Genomic DNA, 16,536 nt, shown 5'->3' with positions numbered 1-16,536 from the left:
AACACCTCAAGATTAATATTATAAGACATGAAAAGAATATTTTTAATAATTGCCTTTGTTTCTTTTTCGCTGCAAGGTTTTGCTCAGGAAATTGATAATAAATTCAAACCAATTCCAGCAAAAGACGCTACAAAAAAAGAAGTTGTTCCGCCGAAAGAAGCATCGCCTAAAGAAAATCCGCCTGCGCCTATCGAGAAACCTGAACCTTTGAAAGTTAATCCAGAAGAACTATTTAAAGACCGAAATCTTTACAAACCAGATGAAAATGTAGAAGGCATATTTTATAGAAGAAACCAATTTTTAGGTAACATCAACACTACTTCTGTAACTTCTACTATTATGTATCGTGATGCAGCTTTTGTTGACGGCGATAAAGTAAAAGTATATTTAAATGATAAAGTAATTGAACCTGAAGTTTCCTTGGATGGCGATTTTAAAAGCGTGAAAATAAACTTAGTAAAAGGAATCAACAAAATTGACATTGAAGCATTAAACGAAGGATTTGCTTCTCCAAATACTGCCGAATTTAAAGTTTATGACGATAAAGGTCAAGTTATTTCGTCAAGCGAATGGAATGTTGGCACGGGATACAAAGCTGTTATTGTTTTAGTTAAAGAATAAAACTTTCTAACAGAAATCGTTTGAAATCATAAAAAACACTTAAAACTGCCAATCTCGGCAGTTTTTTTGTTGGATATATGTAGTTAACTACGTAGTTTTGTACCTATATTTAATTTACCATACAAATGAACATTCAACCTATACAAAATAAGTACGAAAATGAAATCGTAGATTTGATTTTAAACATTCAGCAAAAAGAGTTTAATGTACCCGTTACTTTAGAAGATCAGCCCGATTTATTGGACATTGAAAACTTTTATTATAAACCAGGCGGCATTTTTCTTGGCGCTTTTATAGACGACAAATTGGTCGGAACTATTGCTTTGGTAAAATTCAATTCTGAAGCCGCTGCAATCAGGAAAATGTTCGTAAAGAAAGAATACAGAGGAAAAGAATTCCAAATCGCACAACAATTATTAGAGCAATTAATTGCATACAGTAAAGAAAAAGGAATTAAAGACTTATATTTAGGAACGGTTACGTTACTTCAAGCTGCTTTGCGTTTTTATGAAAAGAATAATTTTGTAACGATTCCAAAAGAAACGCTTCCAACAGATTTTCCGTTAATGCGACCTGATAACGTTTTTTGTCATTTAAAACTAAATCCATAAAAATGAATATAATTGATGAAATTGGAATTTTAGCCATATCAACGCGACTGCAGCGTCTGAGCGAGCAATTGCGTAAAGACGGCGCTTTAGTCTATAAATCTTTTGATATTGATTTTGAACCGAAATGGTTTCCTGTAATCTATACGCTTCACGTCAAAGAAATGCTGAGTGTTGTAGAAATTGCGAGTGAAATTGGCTATAGCCATCCGTCAACTATAAGTTTATTGAAGGAATTAGAAAAACTGAAAATCATTAGTTCTAAAAAAGACAAATTAGACGAACGCAAGAGGTTGATTGTGCTTACAACAAAAGGAAAAGAGCTTGTCGTAAAAATGCAACCGGTTTGGGCGGTGATGAAAAATGCTTTAAAAGAAATCACAGATAATCAAAACAATCTTTTAAAAGCGATTGAAGAAACAGAACAAAATTTAACTCGTAAAGGTTTTCTCCAAAGAGCTTTAGAACTGAAAACCGAGACTGAGACTAAAAACTAATCCCTATTCTTTGCCTGTAATCTTTTTTCTGTGATTGTACCCCCACTTTGCTAAAGAATCAATTACTTCTTTTAGCGTGTGTCCATATTCTGTTAATTGATATTCAACGGTTATTGGTTGTGTATTTAAAACAGTTCTGGTAACAAGTTGATTTTCTTCTAGGTTTTTCAATTCCCTGCTTAGCATTTTCCCAGAAATACCTTCGACTTCACGTAATAAATCAGTAAATCTTAAGGTATTAAAACAAAGTGATGCGATAATAGAAATTTTCCATCTTCCGTTTAAAATATACATTGCGTCATGCACTGCCATAATATGTTGTGTGCATTTTTTTGGATCGTGTTCTATTTCTTTAAGCATGTTGTATTGTTAAGTTACCTCGATGTTACAGTTACTTTTGGTAATCGGATGACAAAAATACACTTAAAAGTATTTACATTTGAATACAATTTTTAATTAATAAAAGAAAAATGGCTTTAATAGATGCACTAAAGTGGCGTTATGCTACAAAAAAAATGAACGGACAAGCAGTTCCTCAAGAGAAAGTAGATTATATTCTTGAAGCTGCAAAATTGGCTCCATCTTCTTCTGGATTACAGCCTTACAAGATTTTTGTTATCACAAACAAAGATTTAAAAGACAAAATTAGAGCGGTAAGTTTTGACCAAAGTCAAGTTACAGATGCTTCTCATGTTTTGGTTTGGGCTGCTTGGGACGGTTATAGCTTAGATAAAATCTCTGCTGTATTTGACAGAACAATTGCAGAAAGAGGAATTCCAGCTGACGCAATGGACGAGTACAAACAAAGACTTTGGGGAATGTACGAGCCTCTTGGACAAGAATGGCACGCGCACCACGCTGCAAAGCAAGCTTATATCTCGTTTGGTGTAGCAATCGCCGCTGCTGCTGAACAACAAGTAGACGCAACTCCAATGGAAGGTTTCATTCCTGCTGAAGTAGATAAACTTTTAGGTTTAAGTGAACTTGGTTTAAAAAGCGTTTTAGTATTGCCTCTAGGATATAGAGATGATGCAAATGACTGGTTGGTAAACATGAAAAAAGTAAGAACTCCACAAGAAGATTTTATAACAGAAATCAAGTAAAAATTTAATTTTTACTTAAATAAAAATGCTTTTGAAAAGGTGCAAGCAACGCTTTTTCAGAAGCATTTTCGGTTTAAATATTTCATTTTCAATTCAAAACAAAATTCATTTTGAAAACAGAAAAAATGATTTCTTAGATCTAATGTTATTTTTTATTATTTACAAAAAAAAGGTACGAATTACGGATAATTAAATGATATTGTATAGCTAATTTTGCCCAACTAAAACAATTCATTTTAATTAAATTTTAAAAACTTATGTCTGATTTCTTAACGCAATTTGGGGAAGACCTAAAAAAGAACGTCCCAGGTTTCATTGCTGTATCTGTGGCTGAAATCGCAAGCGGTATGGCATACTACTCACACTCTGCACTTGCAGATTTTGATCCAGAATTGGCATCTGCATACAACCTTGAAGTAGTTAAAGCAAAAATGAATGCTATTAAAGCATTGAATTTAAATGGTCAGGTTATTGACAATGTAATGATTACATTAAGTTCTCAAATTCACATTATCGACGTTTCTGACAATCAGGATTACTTTATTTACCTTGCAGTAGATTCTACAAAAGCTAATTTGGGTATGACAAAATCTATCCTTAATAGATACAAAAAAGAAATCGCAGGTAAACTATAACAATAATTTTGCCCCCCAAAATAAAAAGGAATATTCGACAACGAATATTCCTTTTTATTTTTTATTCCAGTTTGTTCTTCATTTCTTTAAAATATTTTATATTTCGAAACCTAAATGAGGAATTGTATAAATGGAATTACGCGCTTATTTTGAAAAATATTCTGATGAAGCAACTTGTATTGAAGAGCTTAAAAACAAACGCTTAGAAAACGGCCTTTTGTGCCGAAAATGCGGGCATGACCAGCATTCTTTTCGTCAGAATGATTTAAAATTTCAGTGCAGGAAATGCGGCAGCAGAATAAGTCTTAGATCTGGAACTGTAATGGAAAATTCCAATCTTCCTATTCGCTATTGGATGATTTGCATCGAATTAATGACACTTACACACCGAAAAATATCAATTCTCAAAATTCAATATCTACTTGGCCATAAAAGATATGAACCCGTTTGGCTGATGGTGCAAAAGATTCGGCTGGTAATGAAAATTAGAGACGAAAAATATAGATTAAGAGCCTACTCAGAATTTGATCCCGAATTTCTTCAGAAAATTGACAAACTCGCTATGCAGAAAAAAGTAAAAAGCGAGGAGATTTGAGAGATCATGAAGATGAAAGAAGCAAGATGAAAGACTTTATTTGAAGACTTGTGAATAAAAAAGCCACAGATTATTGGATTAAAATGATTTAAAAATCTGTGATAATCTTGTAATCTGTGGCTTTTTCATTTTATTGTAATGGAAGAACTTTACGGGCTTCAACTTCGCTTAGCCTTACAAAAGCACAACTATAATTTATTTCTTCTTATTCTTTTTAGCTTTTGATCTTTTTGCTTTCTTTTTAGCGATCTTTTTAGCTTTTGATTTATCTTTTGCTTTTTTAGCTTTAGCTTTCTTTTTTGCTTGAGCTTTTAGCTTTGCTTTTTTCGCTTTAGCTTTTTTCTTGTCTTCTGCTTTTTCTTTTTTCTTAGCTTCTTTCTTCTTAGCTACTTTTTTCTCTTTTTCTTTTTCTTTCATCTTTTTATTCTTTTTAGATTTTGATTTCTCTTCTTTTTTATCAGTTGTTTCTTCTGAAGCTTCAGTTTCTTCAGATGTAGCCACAGTTTCTTCTGCAATTACAACCTCTTTTTCTGCTGTTTTTCTAGGAGCTCTTTTTGGTTTTGGCTTAGATTCTTGAGCATCCGTAGTCGATTCTGTTACTGAAACTGAAGCATCTTCCTGTTTGTTCTCTTCGTTTGAGATAACTGGAGTAGCCTCAACTTCCTGATCGATTTCATTAGCAAGCACTTCTTTTGTCATTATTCTGTTAATTTTAAGAAATTGATTAATTTTATTTTCGAATAAATTAATTTTCAATGTTATTAAATTATTAAATTAACATCAAAAAATAATAAACAAAGATAAATTGAAAAAGGTACTCGCCAATGTTAAGTTTTTCATCACCAATAAAAACAGCTTTTATTTATTTAAAAATCAACAACTTACCCAATGTTAAGTTTTTCATTGCCCTTTTTCTGACAATAAAAACAACTTTACACCCTTTTTAAAGCTATACTGATTTAAAAAAATTGATTGCCAAATTGTATAATTTCGCTTTAAATTTGATAAAATGTTCAACGATTTAGAATACAAATCCAATAAACCCTGCAAAAACCTTTCAGATTTTGTAGATAGTTTTTGGTGCATGAAAAACAAATCAGATCAAACTCTAGAAACAATAGGCCTTCCTGATGGAAGAATAGATTTATCCTTAATCAAAACCGCCGAAACTTCTTTTCAGATTAGACTTCTAGGTTTAGGAACTCAACAATATGAAAAAGGAAAAATTCCTGCGAATAGTCTAACATTTGTAATTAGCTTTAAACTTCTTTCAGCCGAATATATTTTCCGCGAAAGCATTGCCGAAATTTTAAACTCAGGAAAACTTCTTGAAAATGATTTTTGGGATTTCAATGAAAATGATTTAGAAGATTTTAAATTATTCACCGAAAAAGCTTCTTCAAAAATTGAATCATTACTAGCAAAAGAAATCGATCATCGGAAACAAAAACTATTCAGACTCATTTATGAAACCAACGGAGATTTAGCTGTAAAAGAATTGTCTGAGCAATGCAACTGGAATAGTCGTCAAATTAATCGTTATTTCAATCAGTATTTTGGGCTTTCATTAAAGGCATATTGTTCAATTCTTCGCTTTCGCGCTTCATTAGAACATATTGCAAAAGGGAAACTTTTCCCCGAGGAGAATTTTTCAGATCAAACGCATTTCATTAAAGAAATCAAGAAAATTTCGGGTTCGCTTCCAAAAGAACTTTTTCAAAATAAAAACGACCGATTTATACTATTATCCGCTCTTTCGTCTAAATAATTTTGCGACATAGATTTTAAACACAAAACTATGTTATTAGAGAATAAAAATATTGCCATTGTTGGCGGCGGAATGGGCGGTTTATTATTAGCCCGTCTTTTACAATTGCAAAATGTGAATGTAAAAGTTTATGAAAGAGACTTAAACTCATACGTTCGCGTACAGGGTTCGCCACTAGATTTACATGAGGATTCAGGTTTGATAGCGATGGAAAAAGCTGATTTATTGAACGAGTTTTACAAAAATATTCGGCCGAATGCCAGTAAAGCCCGAATTGTGAATCAGAATTTTGAATTGAAATTTGATGAACATAACACCTCTAAAATTTCTTCAGAAGAAACTTCAAATCCTAATCAAGATTCACTTCAGGATATTTCAAAACCACGTCCAGAAATAGACCGCTCAGAACTTCGAGCTGTCTTATTGAATTCACTTTTACCAGAAACTATTATTTGGGATAGTCAATTTCTTTCTATGGAAAAAGAAAATAAGGGGTGGCGATTGTTCTTTAAAAACGGAAAAAATATTTATGCCGATTTGGTAATTGGCGCAGATGGGGCAAATTCTAAAATTCGTCCTTATCTAAGTCTGCAAAAACCAATTTATTCTGGCATTGCGATGATTGAAGGCACGATTTATAACGCCGAGAAAAATACTCCTAATCTTTTTGAATTTTCAAAAGGCGGAAAAGTGCTGGCTTTAGGAAATGAACAAACCATTATGTACGGCACAAAAGGAGACGGTTCTTTGATGTTTCTGCTTAGCAGTAAAATTTCCGAAAACTGGATTACAGAAAATGATTTAAATTTTAAAGACAATCAGCAAATTTTTGATTGGTTTAAAAACGTTTATAGCGATTGGAGTTCCGAATGGCATGAACTTTTTATGAGTAAAGAATTACACTTTATACCCCGTCCGCAATATTATTTTCCAAAAAATCAATCTTGGGAAACACAAGGAAACCTAACATTGATTGGTGATGCCGCACATAGAATGCCACCTTTTGCTGGAAAAGGCGCTAATTTGGCGATGCTTGATGCACTTGAACTTTCAGAATGTTTAACCAACAATCAATTTCAAGATTTAAAATCTGCTATTTCTTATTTTGAAAAACGAATGTTGGAGAGGGCCGCTGAAGCTTTAGAAAACACTTTAAAAAATGGCGAACAGCTGCATGCTGAAAATGCATTAGAAAAATTGCTTTCAATATTTTGTTCGAATAAGTAAATAAAAAAAGCGTCCTAGAATTATCCAGTACGCTTTTATTATCTAAAATCTCAAGAGAATCTTTCTTCTTGCCTCTATCTTTTCTCACTGAAGTTTCACACACATCCACTCACCTTTCATAATCAATCTGTCTTCATCAAAAGCTTCGCCAGATTGTTTGATAATTTTTTCGCTTGTGCGAATGTTTTTTACTACAAATTTAACCAGTTTGTTAAACTCAACACCTCCAAAAAACTCGACATTATCCATACTGACCAATCCAAAAACGCCATCTGCGATTCCTAAAAGCTTGATTCCTGCGCCTCCACATTGTGCCATTGCTTCGATTAAAATAGTTCCTGGAACAAAATTAAAATCTGGAAAACTCCCTTGAAGCCAAGCATCTTTATCTGTAAATGTCTTTAAACCAATGATTGTCTCCGATGTATAAGAGATAATTTCATCAACAAAAAGAAACGGTGCGCGATGCGGAATTAAATCTTCTATTTTTTTAGTCATGTTTTTCTAATTTTTACCAATGTACGAATCCGATATGAAATAAGCAATGTTTTAAATTATATCTCAGTTTATGCTTTTGCATTTATGCACTAACACTTCTTTTCCGTGCTTCTTTTTCTATTCTGAACCTAATTATTTTTAAATTCTGCAACAAACAAATCTACTCCTTTGACTCGAACGGACGCAACAGAGTCCTTTTTTGCCGTTTTTAGCAACCAAAGCAAGCAAACCGATGTTCTTCTATAAAATAAAAATAACGCCTTTAAAATCGCTTAAAAATAGCTCCAACAAACTATCGCTTGTTCCTTGGCAATATTTTAAGCGCAATAGAAACAATTTGAAACTTTTCGTCAAATTAAAAAATATCTCTTATTCCAAAACCTTTCGTTCAAAAAACATTTTCTTTTTTAGTCCAAATGAACTTGCATATAAGTTTTTATTCATTCTATTTTTTTCAAACCGGCTGAAGTGTAAACAAAATTCTTTTCCATATGGAGACTTTTTTTTTCAGTTTTCAATCAGAACAATAACAAAATCCTTTTTCAGAAAAATTGGGTTGGATTGACAAGCAAAATTGGGTTCTGTTTTGAAGTCATTTTTTTTGATTTTTTTTAAGGCTGAGCATTGTAATTAGAGTAAAAAACGAACTCTAAAATCCAAAATATTTCTTAATTACAATGATTAAACTTTTTATTTAGTTAAATATAATTTAAAATCTAAAAATCAATTACTTAAATATACTGTATAGATAAAAACTATAATAAAAATTAGCATTTTTTTAAGTTAAAAAGCATAGGATACTTCTCTTTTTTTTCCCTCAAAAAAAAGTCACTAAATCCTAATTTTAAAAACATTTTTAATTATGAAATTTCATTTCTTTTGTATCATTTAGCAATTAAAAATTGATGAAAAAAGACCAGCAATACTTCTCTCCTATTTTTTAATGCTATTTTAAAAAAAGAGCCTGATTAGGAGCGTCTGGAAAGTGTTGTTTTATGGGGCCAAAATAATCTCAAACATCTAATTTAATCTTATTTTTAAGAATATAAAACTTAATATATAATATTATATAACAAACAATTAAATACAAAAACATAAAGTAAAACATTAAATAAGATCTTTGTTATTATTGCACGAACAAAGCTATCTTTTATATCTGTACAGAATAGATAATTACAATCATGAAATTTCAAAATTCCAGCTGTTTATCTTTAGTTTCAATTCTTTCGTCAAATGCATGTTTTGTAGTGAAATTGATGGTATATTTTTATCGATTTAATTCGCTAATTTGGGATTAAAATTTGATTAACGGGTGTAAATATGTCTTCGTAAATATGGAATTTATTTAAAGAAGTAAAGGCAAAAGCCAAAGTATTTTTGTCTGTTTTTGAGAGTTCCAAACTACGAATGATAGCTTTTTACTCCACCGCGTAAATCATTTCTAGTGCTATTCAGCAAAATTTGACATTGTTTTCCTTAAAGTTACAATCGCTTAACGCAACTATATAACAAAAGCCGTTAATTGTGACTTAAAAGTGGCTAAGTCGAGGTTATAAAGCATTTTGCGCTATTCATTCCAGCCATTAAATCGGCCTATTTATCCAATTTTGTAATTGACATATTGCCTAATTGACACATTATCCAATTGACATATTATCTAATTGACAACATTATCTAATTCCTAACAATTGGTAGAGTTCTTCTTTTTTGTTGAGAGCTGTAGAAATAGTTTTTCCGTCAGTCAATTCCACTACATTGCCATTTAAGCTTCTAACCGCTTCAAGATTTAGAATAAAAGAACGCTGAACGCGAAAGAAAATTGGAAGTTTCAGCACTTCTTCCATAGATTTTAAGGTTCCCAAAGTAGTGTACGATGCGTCTTTAATTACAAATTTTAAATAATCGCCTTGCGCTTCCACATAAAGGATTTCATTCAGTAAAATTTTAATCAACTTTCCCTCCGATTTTATAAAAATACGATCGGAATTGATTTGGTGAACCGAGGTTGTTTTCTTTAATGTAAGATACTCTTTAGCACGATTTACAGCTTTCAAGAAACGATCAAATCGAACGGGTTTTAAGAGATAATCTGCCGCGCCAGTATCAAACCCTTCTAAAGCAAAATTGCGATGCGCTGTGATAAAAATAATAACCGGAGCATTGGTAAGTGACTGCGCCAATTCTAAACCATTAAATTTGGGCATTTCAATATCACTAAAAACAATGTCAACTTCATTTTCTTGAAGAAATAACAACGCTTTAGAGGCCTCTCCAAATGAATTCTGCAATTCCAAAAAAGGAATCTCAGCAATAAAAGATTCGATAATATCTCTTGCAATTGGCTCATCGTCAACGACAATGCATTTCAACTTTTCCATTATTTTCTTAAAACCATTTTTAAATCGACTTTAAAGGAATTTTCTAGTCTATTAATTTCTAATTCATATTGATTCGGATAGAGTAATTCTAAGCGTTTACGGGCGTTCTCCACTCCTATTCCGCCGAATTTAGAATCATTTATCGTTTCTTCCGAATCGTTTTCTAAACTAAGCCAAAAAGTATTATTTTCGATCTTAATGTCTAATTTCATAAAAGCATTTTTACTTTTTAAACCATATTTAAAAGCATTTTCTATGAAAGTAAAAGTCAAAAGCGGTGCAATAAAAAGTCCAGCAGTTTGTCCTTCAATGTGAATTTGAATATCTGTTTCATCAGCATAACGCATTTTCTCTAAAGCGATATAATTTTTGATGAAATCCAATTCTTTCTCCAAACGAACAATTTCAGTATTCGATTCATACAACGTATAACTCATAATATCCGAAAGATTCAGGATTAATTCTGGAGCGAGATTGTCCTTTCGAACCGTTAATCCATAGAGATTATTCAAAGTATTAAACAAAAAATGCGGATTCAATTGTGCCTTCAAAAAGTCTTTTTCAATTTGAATGTTTTGAATTTCTAAAGCGGTTTTTTCTCTTTCGATCTTGAATTTCTTACTATACAATTTCGTGATTTCAACCAAAATTTTAGCAAAACAAAAAGGCGAAAGCAACGAAATAATTATAATCGTTTGCGAAAGCATTCTTTTTGGAGAAACGGCTTCTAAAAACGTCTGTTCTGCACTCATTTTGATGACATCTTTTAATTCTCCAAAAGTAATTTCAAGACCTAAACTGTAATAAATCAATGAAATAAAGTACATTGAAGCCATCCAAACGAAAATCAAAATTGGAAAAACGAAAAGTAAAAAGATTATGATTCTAGTTTTAGTTCCTGAAAATATCTTTGGCAACAAAAAATAAAACAGCATATAAAACACCATCATGTTGACCAATGCCATTCTTATCGTTAGCAAAATCGCATCAAAATAAATCAGTTTATAACCGATTACATAGCTCAAAAACAGCAAAATAGAAAACGCAAACCACATGCAAACGTGCAGTAAAATTCGATTTCGTTTGGTTAAAAAATGTTCAAAATTTAGCAAAGCGATTTTATCTAAAAAATATCCCGAAGTCGATTTGTTATTTGGCATGTAGTTGAGTTGTAAAGCAGTTTCAAATATAACTTTAATTTGGCAGGTTTTATAAAATTCGAATAACCGCATTGATCAAATTAATCATGTTGTGCCCTAAAATAGAATAGATCAGATTTCCTGAAAAATTTCTCAAAATACCTACGCTGAATGAAGAAATTACGGTAAGATAAACCATTGTAATGATATCAAATTTTAAGTTTAAATCTTGGTCTAAAACAGCGCCATGAGAAACTCCAAATAAAACGGTTACAATTACAAATGCCCATCCAAATTTTACTCCGCGATACTTCCATGTAGGCGCAAAAGCTTTATCTAAAAGCCATAAAGAGATTCCTCTAAAAAGGATTTCTTCCGTTAATCCAGGCATTGTGGCTTGGAAAAGAAAGGTTTCTAAATTGAATATTCCTCCCTTTGGGAATAAAATCAGTTTGAAAATGATATCAAAGAAAGTGAATCCTAAGAAAACCAATAATCCGAATTTCAAATTGCTTTTGGAATTGGTTTTAGTCGTAAATCCGATTTTGATTCTTTCTTCTTTTGAAACTGAAAAAATGATGCTTAATCCTAAAATTAAACTCAAGATTTTGCCAGCCCAATTGAATTTTAAATCCAAATCGATCAATTGTTTTCCTGAAGCTTGCAAAAATACGTCTGCAAGAAAGTACAAAATGAAAAATCCTAAATATTTCAAGTTTGATTTTTCAGATTTGAAATGTGCTATAACAATAAGCGGAGTAATTAATAAGATCCAAAGAAGTGGCGTAAACAATGACATAATTTTGATTTTTAAGGTTTTAATTTGAATCAAAAGTATTTATGTCACGCAAATTTTTCAAGTGCAATCGGTAGAACGCAGACTTTCCTCCGTGAAAATGTGTTTTTATCCGATTAGATAATTAGAGAATGTGCAAATTAGATAATTAGTCAATTGCTCTCATTATCTAATTGGCACATTATCTAATTATCTAATTGGCAAATTGACACATTAGTTTTTCTTCGGATTATATAGCATTGCAGTGCATAAGCAGTTTTTTCGTTCTTTGCTTAATAAAATTGGGCAATTGATACAGCTTTTGCAGTTTTCCCAGAAAAGATCCTCTTTTGGCAATTCAGAATAAGTAACGGGTTCGAAACCGAGTTCGTGATTCATTTTCATAACGGCAAGGCCAGTCGTTAGGCTGAAAATGATTGCTTCTGGATATTTTTTACGGCTAAGTTCGAAAATCTTCTTTTTAATTTTTTTGGCTAATCCTGTGTGTCTAAACTCAGGCGCGACAATTAATCCAGAATTAGAAACATATTTCCCGTTTTCCCAAGAAGAAATAAAAGCAAAACCTGCCCATTTTCCGTCTGGTGTAATTGCGATAATTGCTTCGCCTTCTTTCATCTTTTTTGCAAGCAGTTCTGGCGGTCTGCCTGAGATTCCAGTTCCGCGGACTTTGGCGGATAATAGTGTTTCTTCACAGATTTCATTTAAATAAAAAAGATGTTCAGCACTTGTTTCTTCGATAATGAAATCAAAAGATTCAACAGCTTTTTCATTCAAAGGAAAAGCAGCTGTATTTCTTTCATAATGAATGGTTTTCATAACAGCTTAAACTATTTTAGCTATCATCATCACAGTAATAAAAAGAACTACTGTAAATACCATTAAGTTGACGAATCGATCTTTATTTCGTCTAGATTTACTTGAAGAATAGGCTTTTGTGATTTGTTTGCTTCTGCTTTGATTTGTTTTCATGTTTTAAATATTTTAATGTTAAATGCCAGTTTGATTAACTACATCATCAACAAACAAAAAACAAAAGGCATGCCACAGCAAACTCAAACTACTATAAACAACTCATTACAAAACAAATAACAAAAAATCAGCCTTAATTAATTTATAAAAACTTATCAAAATGATAAAATCATGTTCAAAATGAAAGGGATGAAAGGGATAAAAATCAAAAAAGCCCTAAATCAAAATTTAGAGCTTTCTTATAATTATGTAGTGACTTGTAAATTAGTCCCATTGATTGTTTTTAGAAACAGCAAATTTTCCAGCTCCTGTAAAGAATAATGCAAGAGCGCCAAAAAAGTACAGCCCTAATAATTCTAAAGCATAACCTCCGTGTTCACTGATTTTAAAAACATCTTGAGAGTGAGCTGTTGCAACTGCTACTAAGCAAGTTACAGCCAAAAGAACGGCAGCAATTCTGGTTCTGAATCCGATTAGGATTAAAATTGGCGCTAAAACCTCGCCAAGGTAAACCGCATATCCAAATGCGCCCATGTTCTCTACTAGAAAAGAAATTCCGTGAATCAGTTTAGAAACACCGTGAAAAAGCATTAATCCACCTGTGCTGATACGCAATAGCAATAATCCAAGGTCTGTGTTTTTTGAAATCATAAATAATGTTGTTTAGGTTAAAATTTAAAATACAAATTGGGCTTGTAAGCCGACTAAAATACATAAATTTTATCATTCTAAAACAATATTATTTAAAACAATTCCAAATAACCTTTTTTAGACTATCACAAATGCGATTTTGACTTTAAAACTTTATCGCAACCTTTCCAATTGTCTTTCCAGATTCCAAAAGTTCGTGTGCTTTCTTTAGATTTTCAGCTGTAAGTCCGTTTAGGGTTGTGTTTAATGTAGTTTTCAAAATACCATCGTCCAATAAATCGGCTACAATATTTAAGATATTATGCTGCTCGATCATGTCTTCTGTCTGATACATAGAACGCGTGTACATCAATTCCCAAGAAAATGAAACGCTTTTGCTTTTCAACTTGTTTAATGCAACAGGATCACTGCTTCCTGTAATTGAGGCAATATGTCCCTGAGGTTTTATCAATTCAACCATTGTATCCCAATAAGCATTGGTATCTACAAAATCTAAAATAAAGTCAACGTACTCAAAACCAGCTTCTCGAACCGAAGAAATCAAATCTTTATGGTCTACTACAAAATCTGCTCCCTGCTCTTTGCACCAATCAATAGTTTCAGGACGCGACGCAGTTGCAATAACTGTTAACCCCGCAATTTTCTTAGCCAATTGAATGGCAATCGACCCCACTCCTCCTGCTCCTCCAATAATTAAAATAGATTTTCCTTTGTCTTTATCAGCGCTAATTCTGATTCTGTCAAACAGAATTTCCCAAGCCGTTAAAGCCGTTAACGGAATTACAGCTGATTCTTCAATGCTCAATGATTTTGGTTTTCTGCCGACAATTCTTTCGTCAATTATCTGATATTCAGCATTGCTTCCTTGTTTGGTGATATCTCCTGCATAATAAACAGAATCTCCTACTTCAAACAAAGTAACATCTTGTCCAACAGCCTGTACGATACCAACAGCATCCCAACCAATAATTTTTGGCGTTTCTAAAACGGTATCTTGCGCACTATTTTGGCGAATTTTAAAATCGACTGGATTTACCGAAATCGCATCAATTTTAACTAATAAATCGTGTGGCCCAGGAATTGGTTTTACGGCTTCAAATTCGATAAAACTTTCTGGATTTTCTATGGGTAGTGATGTTTTAAATCCTATTGCTTTCATTTCTTTTTAATGTTTAAATTAAAACTATATTACAAATATAAGGCTAGTTGGAATCTCTTGATTGGTATATATTGAGCGTATATTGGTAGATATTCGGCAGATTGATTTATTTTTTGTTTCACGCAGATTTTTTACAGATTAAAGCAGATTTAAATTAGATAAATCTCCTAAATCTGCTTAGATCTTTTTAATCTGCGTGAAATAATTTTAAACAATTAGAAAGCCTTAAATTTGCTAAAAAACACTTCAAAATGAATATCAGAAAAGCAGAAAAAACAGACGCAGAAAAAATCGCTCCTATATTATTATTAGCAATGGAAGATATCATCTATAAATTTATTGCGAAGGAAGATTACGCTTCCGCGAAAGAATTTCTGCTGTACTTTATTGAAAGAGAAAATAATCAGTATTCGTATCAAAACTGTTTTGTGGCTGAAGAACATAACGAAATCATTGGCGCAGTAAACATTTACAACGGAGCAGACATTGAAAAATTACGAAATCCGATTGTGGAATATGTTCGAAAACATCATAATCCTGAATTTGATCCTGAGTTTGAAACTCGTGAGGGCGAATATTATATAGATTCATTAGGTGTAAATCCGAAATATCAAGGAAAAGGAATTGGTTCTAAATTATTGCAATTTTTGATAGATAAATACGTTCATAAAAATAAAGAAGTTTTAGGTCTGCTGGTTGAAGAAGATAATCCGAATGCTAAAAAACTGTATTTAAAGCTTGGTTTTAAAGTGGTTGGAAGCAAAACTTTGGTCAAAAAAAACTTAGAACACCTCCAAATGAAAAATTAATTATAGAATGAAAAACATCACAATACTAGAAGCAGGTTTAATTTTAAGAATAGTTTTAGGAATCACAATGCTTTCGGCCGTAGCAGACCGATTTGGAGTTTGGGGCGCACCAGGATCTCACGCAGTTGCCTGGGGAAATTGGGAAAATTTTGTCATCTACACCCAATCTTTAAATTCATTTGCCAACAAAGCCACAGCAGAAGTTCTTGCAGGAATTGCCACTTTCTTTGAAGTTTTACTAAGTCTACTATTATTATTTGGTTTTAAAACCAGACTTGCCGCGTTAGGAACTGCTATTTTAATGTTCTTTTTTGCGTTTGCTATGTCGGTTTCAGTTTCTGTAAAAGCACCTCTTGATTATTCGGTTTGGACAAGTTGTACAGCGGCTTTACTGCTTGCCAATATTGGAAAAACATCTTTTGCGGTTGATAATAGAATATAATTTTAGTTTTCAGTCTCAGTCGCGGTTTTCAGTTTTTTCTTTGAGGATTAACAGCTTTGACAAAGTTTGAAACTTTGAAAATGCTTCTAGAGTCTTAAGCAAACTGAGACTGAGACTGAAAACTAAAAAAACTAAGCTCCCATTTTTTTTCGGAAATAAATTCGTTTTGGAAATTGATCTTCAATGCTTTCTTGCCAATCAAATTCTTCGTAATTTAATGATCGTAAAATGTCGATCAAAGCCGTATCTACGGCGAAAGCTTTCGCCCAAATTAAATCGTGTTTTCTTTGAGAGGTGATTTCTTCAGCGCGTTTGATAAGTGCTTTTAAATCTTCTTCATCAAAATAAATAATCTCACTTAGATTAATTGCTTTTGATGCTCCTAAGTTTTCGTTTAGTATTCTCGATGAATCTAATTTTAAATACGATTGTGGAGTTTCATCAAGATAAGCCATCAGAATTTCGATCGAAAAATCATTCTGAATTCGGAACAACTCTTTTTGAGAAAGATGCTCTTTGGCGTATTTCTCTCCTATTTCTTTTTCCTTAAATAAATTGGTATAAAACTGAACGGCCTTGTGTTCCATCCAAAAGACATTATCGTTAATGATGACAACAAATTTTGCAACTTTACTCATTTC

Annotated in this window: 20 protein-coding genes; 10 read left to right on the top strand and 10 right to left on the bottom strand. The window is 32.2% G+C overall.

Annotated features, from left to right (window positions below):
• Positions 1-27: 27 nt before the first annotated feature.
• The 3 genes from QLQ96_RS15020 to QLQ96_RS15010 all read left to right on the top strand — a co-directional run bounded on the left by QLQ96_RS15020 (position 28) and on the right by QLQ96_RS15010 (position 1,726).
• Positions 28-621, top strand: a complete 594-nt coding sequence (locus tag QLQ96_RS15020; RefSeq protein WP_482491418.1) for a hypothetical protein — start codon at positions 28-30, stop codon at positions 619-621.
• A gap of 125 nt (positions 622-746) precedes the next feature.
• Positions 747-1,232, top strand: coding sequence for a GNAT family N-acetyltransferase (locus QLQ96_RS15015; protein WP_482491417.1), 486 nt, complete (start codon positions 747-749; stop codon positions 1,230-1,232).
• Between the two features lie 2 nt (positions 1,233-1,234).
• Positions 1,235-1,726, top strand: a complete 492-nt coding sequence (locus QLQ96_RS15010; RefSeq protein ID WP_482491416.1) for a MarR family winged helix-turn-helix transcriptional regulator — start codon at positions 1,235-1,237, stop codon at positions 1,724-1,726.
• Between the two features lie 3 nt (positions 1,727-1,729).
• On the opposite strand, the gene QLQ96_RS15005 is transcribed toward QLQ96_RS15010, so the two are convergent.
• A complete protein-coding gene (locus QLQ96_RS15005; RefSeq protein ID WP_482491415.1) occupies positions 1,730-2,086 on the bottom strand; it encodes a winged helix-turn-helix transcriptional regulator in 357 nt (118 codons plus the stop codon).
• A 110-nt stretch (positions 2,087-2,196) separates the two neighbouring features.
• Here QLQ96_RS15005 and QLQ96_RS15000 point away from each other — a divergent pair, with 110 nt between their 5' ends.
• The 3 genes from QLQ96_RS15000 to QLQ96_RS14990 all read left to right on the top strand — a co-directional run bounded on the left by QLQ96_RS15000 (position 2,197) and on the right by QLQ96_RS14990 (position 4,059).
• Positions 2,197-2,829, top strand: a complete 633-nt coding sequence (locus tag QLQ96_RS15000) for a nitroreductase family protein (RefSeq protein ID WP_482491414.1) — start codon at positions 2,197-2,199, stop codon at positions 2,827-2,829.
• A gap of 257 nt (positions 2,830-3,086) precedes the next feature.
• Complete coding sequence (locus QLQ96_RS14995; RefSeq protein WP_482491413.1) at positions 3,087-3,464, top strand: hypothetical protein; 378 nt, start codon at positions 3,087-3,089, stop codon at positions 3,462-3,464.
• 130 nt (positions 3,465-3,594) lie between these two features.
• A complete protein-coding gene (locus QLQ96_RS14990; protein ID WP_482491412.1) occupies positions 3,595-4,059 on the top strand; it encodes a transposase in 465 nt (154 codons plus the stop codon).
• A gap of 195 nt (positions 4,060-4,254) precedes the next feature.
• Here QLQ96_RS14990 and QLQ96_RS14985 read toward each other — a convergent pair whose 3' ends face one another.
• The gene (locus QLQ96_RS14985) at positions 4,255-4,758 is read right to left on the bottom strand and encodes a hypothetical protein (RefSeq protein WP_482491411.1); all 504 of its coding nucleotides are present in this window, start codon (positions 4,756-4,758) and stop codon (positions 4,255-4,257) included.
• A gap of 310 nt (positions 4,759-5,068) precedes the next feature.
• Here QLQ96_RS14985 and QLQ96_RS14980 point away from each other — a divergent pair, with 310 nt between their 5' ends.
• Both QLQ96_RS14980 and QLQ96_RS14975 read left to right on the top strand, forming a co-directional pair.
• A complete protein-coding gene (locus tag QLQ96_RS14980; RefSeq protein WP_482491410.1) occupies positions 5,069-5,827 on the top strand; it encodes a helix-turn-helix domain-containing protein in 759 nt (252 codons plus the stop codon).
• A 30-nt stretch (positions 5,828-5,857) separates the two neighbouring features.
• The gene (locus QLQ96_RS14975) at positions 5,858-7,054 is read left to right on the top strand and encodes an FAD-dependent oxidoreductase (RefSeq protein WP_482491409.1); all 1,197 of its coding nucleotides are present in this window, start codon (positions 5,858-5,860) and stop codon (positions 7,052-7,054) included.
• A gap of 84 nt (positions 7,055-7,138) precedes the next feature.
• Here QLQ96_RS14975 and QLQ96_RS14970 read toward each other — a convergent pair whose 3' ends face one another.
• From QLQ96_RS14970 to QLQ96_RS14940, 7 genes are all read right to left on the bottom strand, one after another.
• Positions 7,139-7,552, bottom strand: a complete 414-nt coding sequence (locus QLQ96_RS14970) for a 3-hydroxyacyl-ACP dehydratase FabZ family protein (protein WP_482491408.1) — start codon at positions 7,550-7,552, stop codon at positions 7,139-7,141.
• Positions 7,553-9,222: 1,670 nt separating this feature from the next.
• Positions 9,223-9,930, bottom strand: a complete 708-nt coding sequence (locus QLQ96_RS14965) for a LytR/AlgR family response regulator transcription factor (RefSeq protein ID WP_482491407.1) — start codon at positions 9,928-9,930, stop codon at positions 9,223-9,225.
• Positions 9,930-11,090, bottom strand: a complete 1,161-nt coding sequence (locus QLQ96_RS14960; protein ID WP_482491406.1) for a sensor histidine kinase — start codon at positions 11,088-11,090, stop codon at positions 9,930-9,932. The genes QLQ96_RS14965 and QLQ96_RS14960 overlap by 1 nt, the downstream gene beginning before the upstream one ends.
• A gap of 49 nt (positions 11,091-11,139) precedes the next feature.
• A complete protein-coding gene (locus tag QLQ96_RS14955; protein WP_482491405.1) occupies positions 11,140-11,868 on the bottom strand; it encodes a CPBP family intramembrane glutamic endopeptidase in 729 nt (242 codons plus the stop codon).
• A gap of 210 nt (positions 11,869-12,078) precedes the next feature.
• A complete protein-coding gene (locus QLQ96_RS14950; RefSeq protein ID WP_482491404.1) occupies positions 12,079-12,681 on the bottom strand; it encodes a GNAT family N-acetyltransferase in 603 nt (200 codons plus the stop codon).
• 417 nt (positions 12,682-13,098) lie between these two features.
• Entirely contained in the window at positions 13,099-13,485 is a 387-nt protein-coding gene (locus QLQ96_RS14945; RefSeq protein WP_482491403.1) for a DoxX family protein, read from the bottom strand.
• Between the two features lie 145 nt (positions 13,486-13,630).
• Complete coding sequence (locus QLQ96_RS14940) at positions 13,631-14,644, bottom strand: zinc-binding alcohol dehydrogenase family protein (RefSeq protein WP_482491402.1); 1,014 nt, start codon at positions 14,642-14,644, stop codon at positions 13,631-13,633.
• A gap of 251 nt (positions 14,645-14,895) precedes the next feature.
• Between QLQ96_RS14940 and QLQ96_RS14935 the strand changes: the two genes are divergently transcribed.
• Positions 14,896-15,453, top strand: a complete 558-nt coding sequence (locus QLQ96_RS14935) for a GNAT family N-acetyltransferase (RefSeq protein WP_482491401.1) — start codon at positions 14,896-14,898, stop codon at positions 15,451-15,453.
• A 7-nt stretch (positions 15,454-15,460) separates the two neighbouring features.
• Positions 15,461-15,895, top strand: coding sequence for a DoxX family membrane protein (locus tag QLQ96_RS14930; protein WP_482491400.1), 435 nt, complete (start codon positions 15,461-15,463; stop codon positions 15,893-15,895).
• Between the two features lie 131 nt (positions 15,896-16,026).
• Here the strand turns inward: QLQ96_RS14930 and QLQ96_RS14925 are convergent, their stop codons facing one another.
• Positions 16,027-16,533 (bottom strand): hypothetical protein, encoded by a 507-nt coding sequence (locus tag QLQ96_RS14925; protein ID WP_482491399.1) that lies wholly within the window; start codon positions 16,531-16,533, stop codon positions 16,027-16,029.
• Between the last annotated feature and the right edge of the window lie 3 nt (positions 16,534-16,536).

It is taken from the genome of Flavobacterium sp. B167r, from assembly GCF_056824315.1.
Note: the sequence above shows the minus strand (reverse complement) of the source record. Positions and strands in the feature narration are given on the sequence as shown.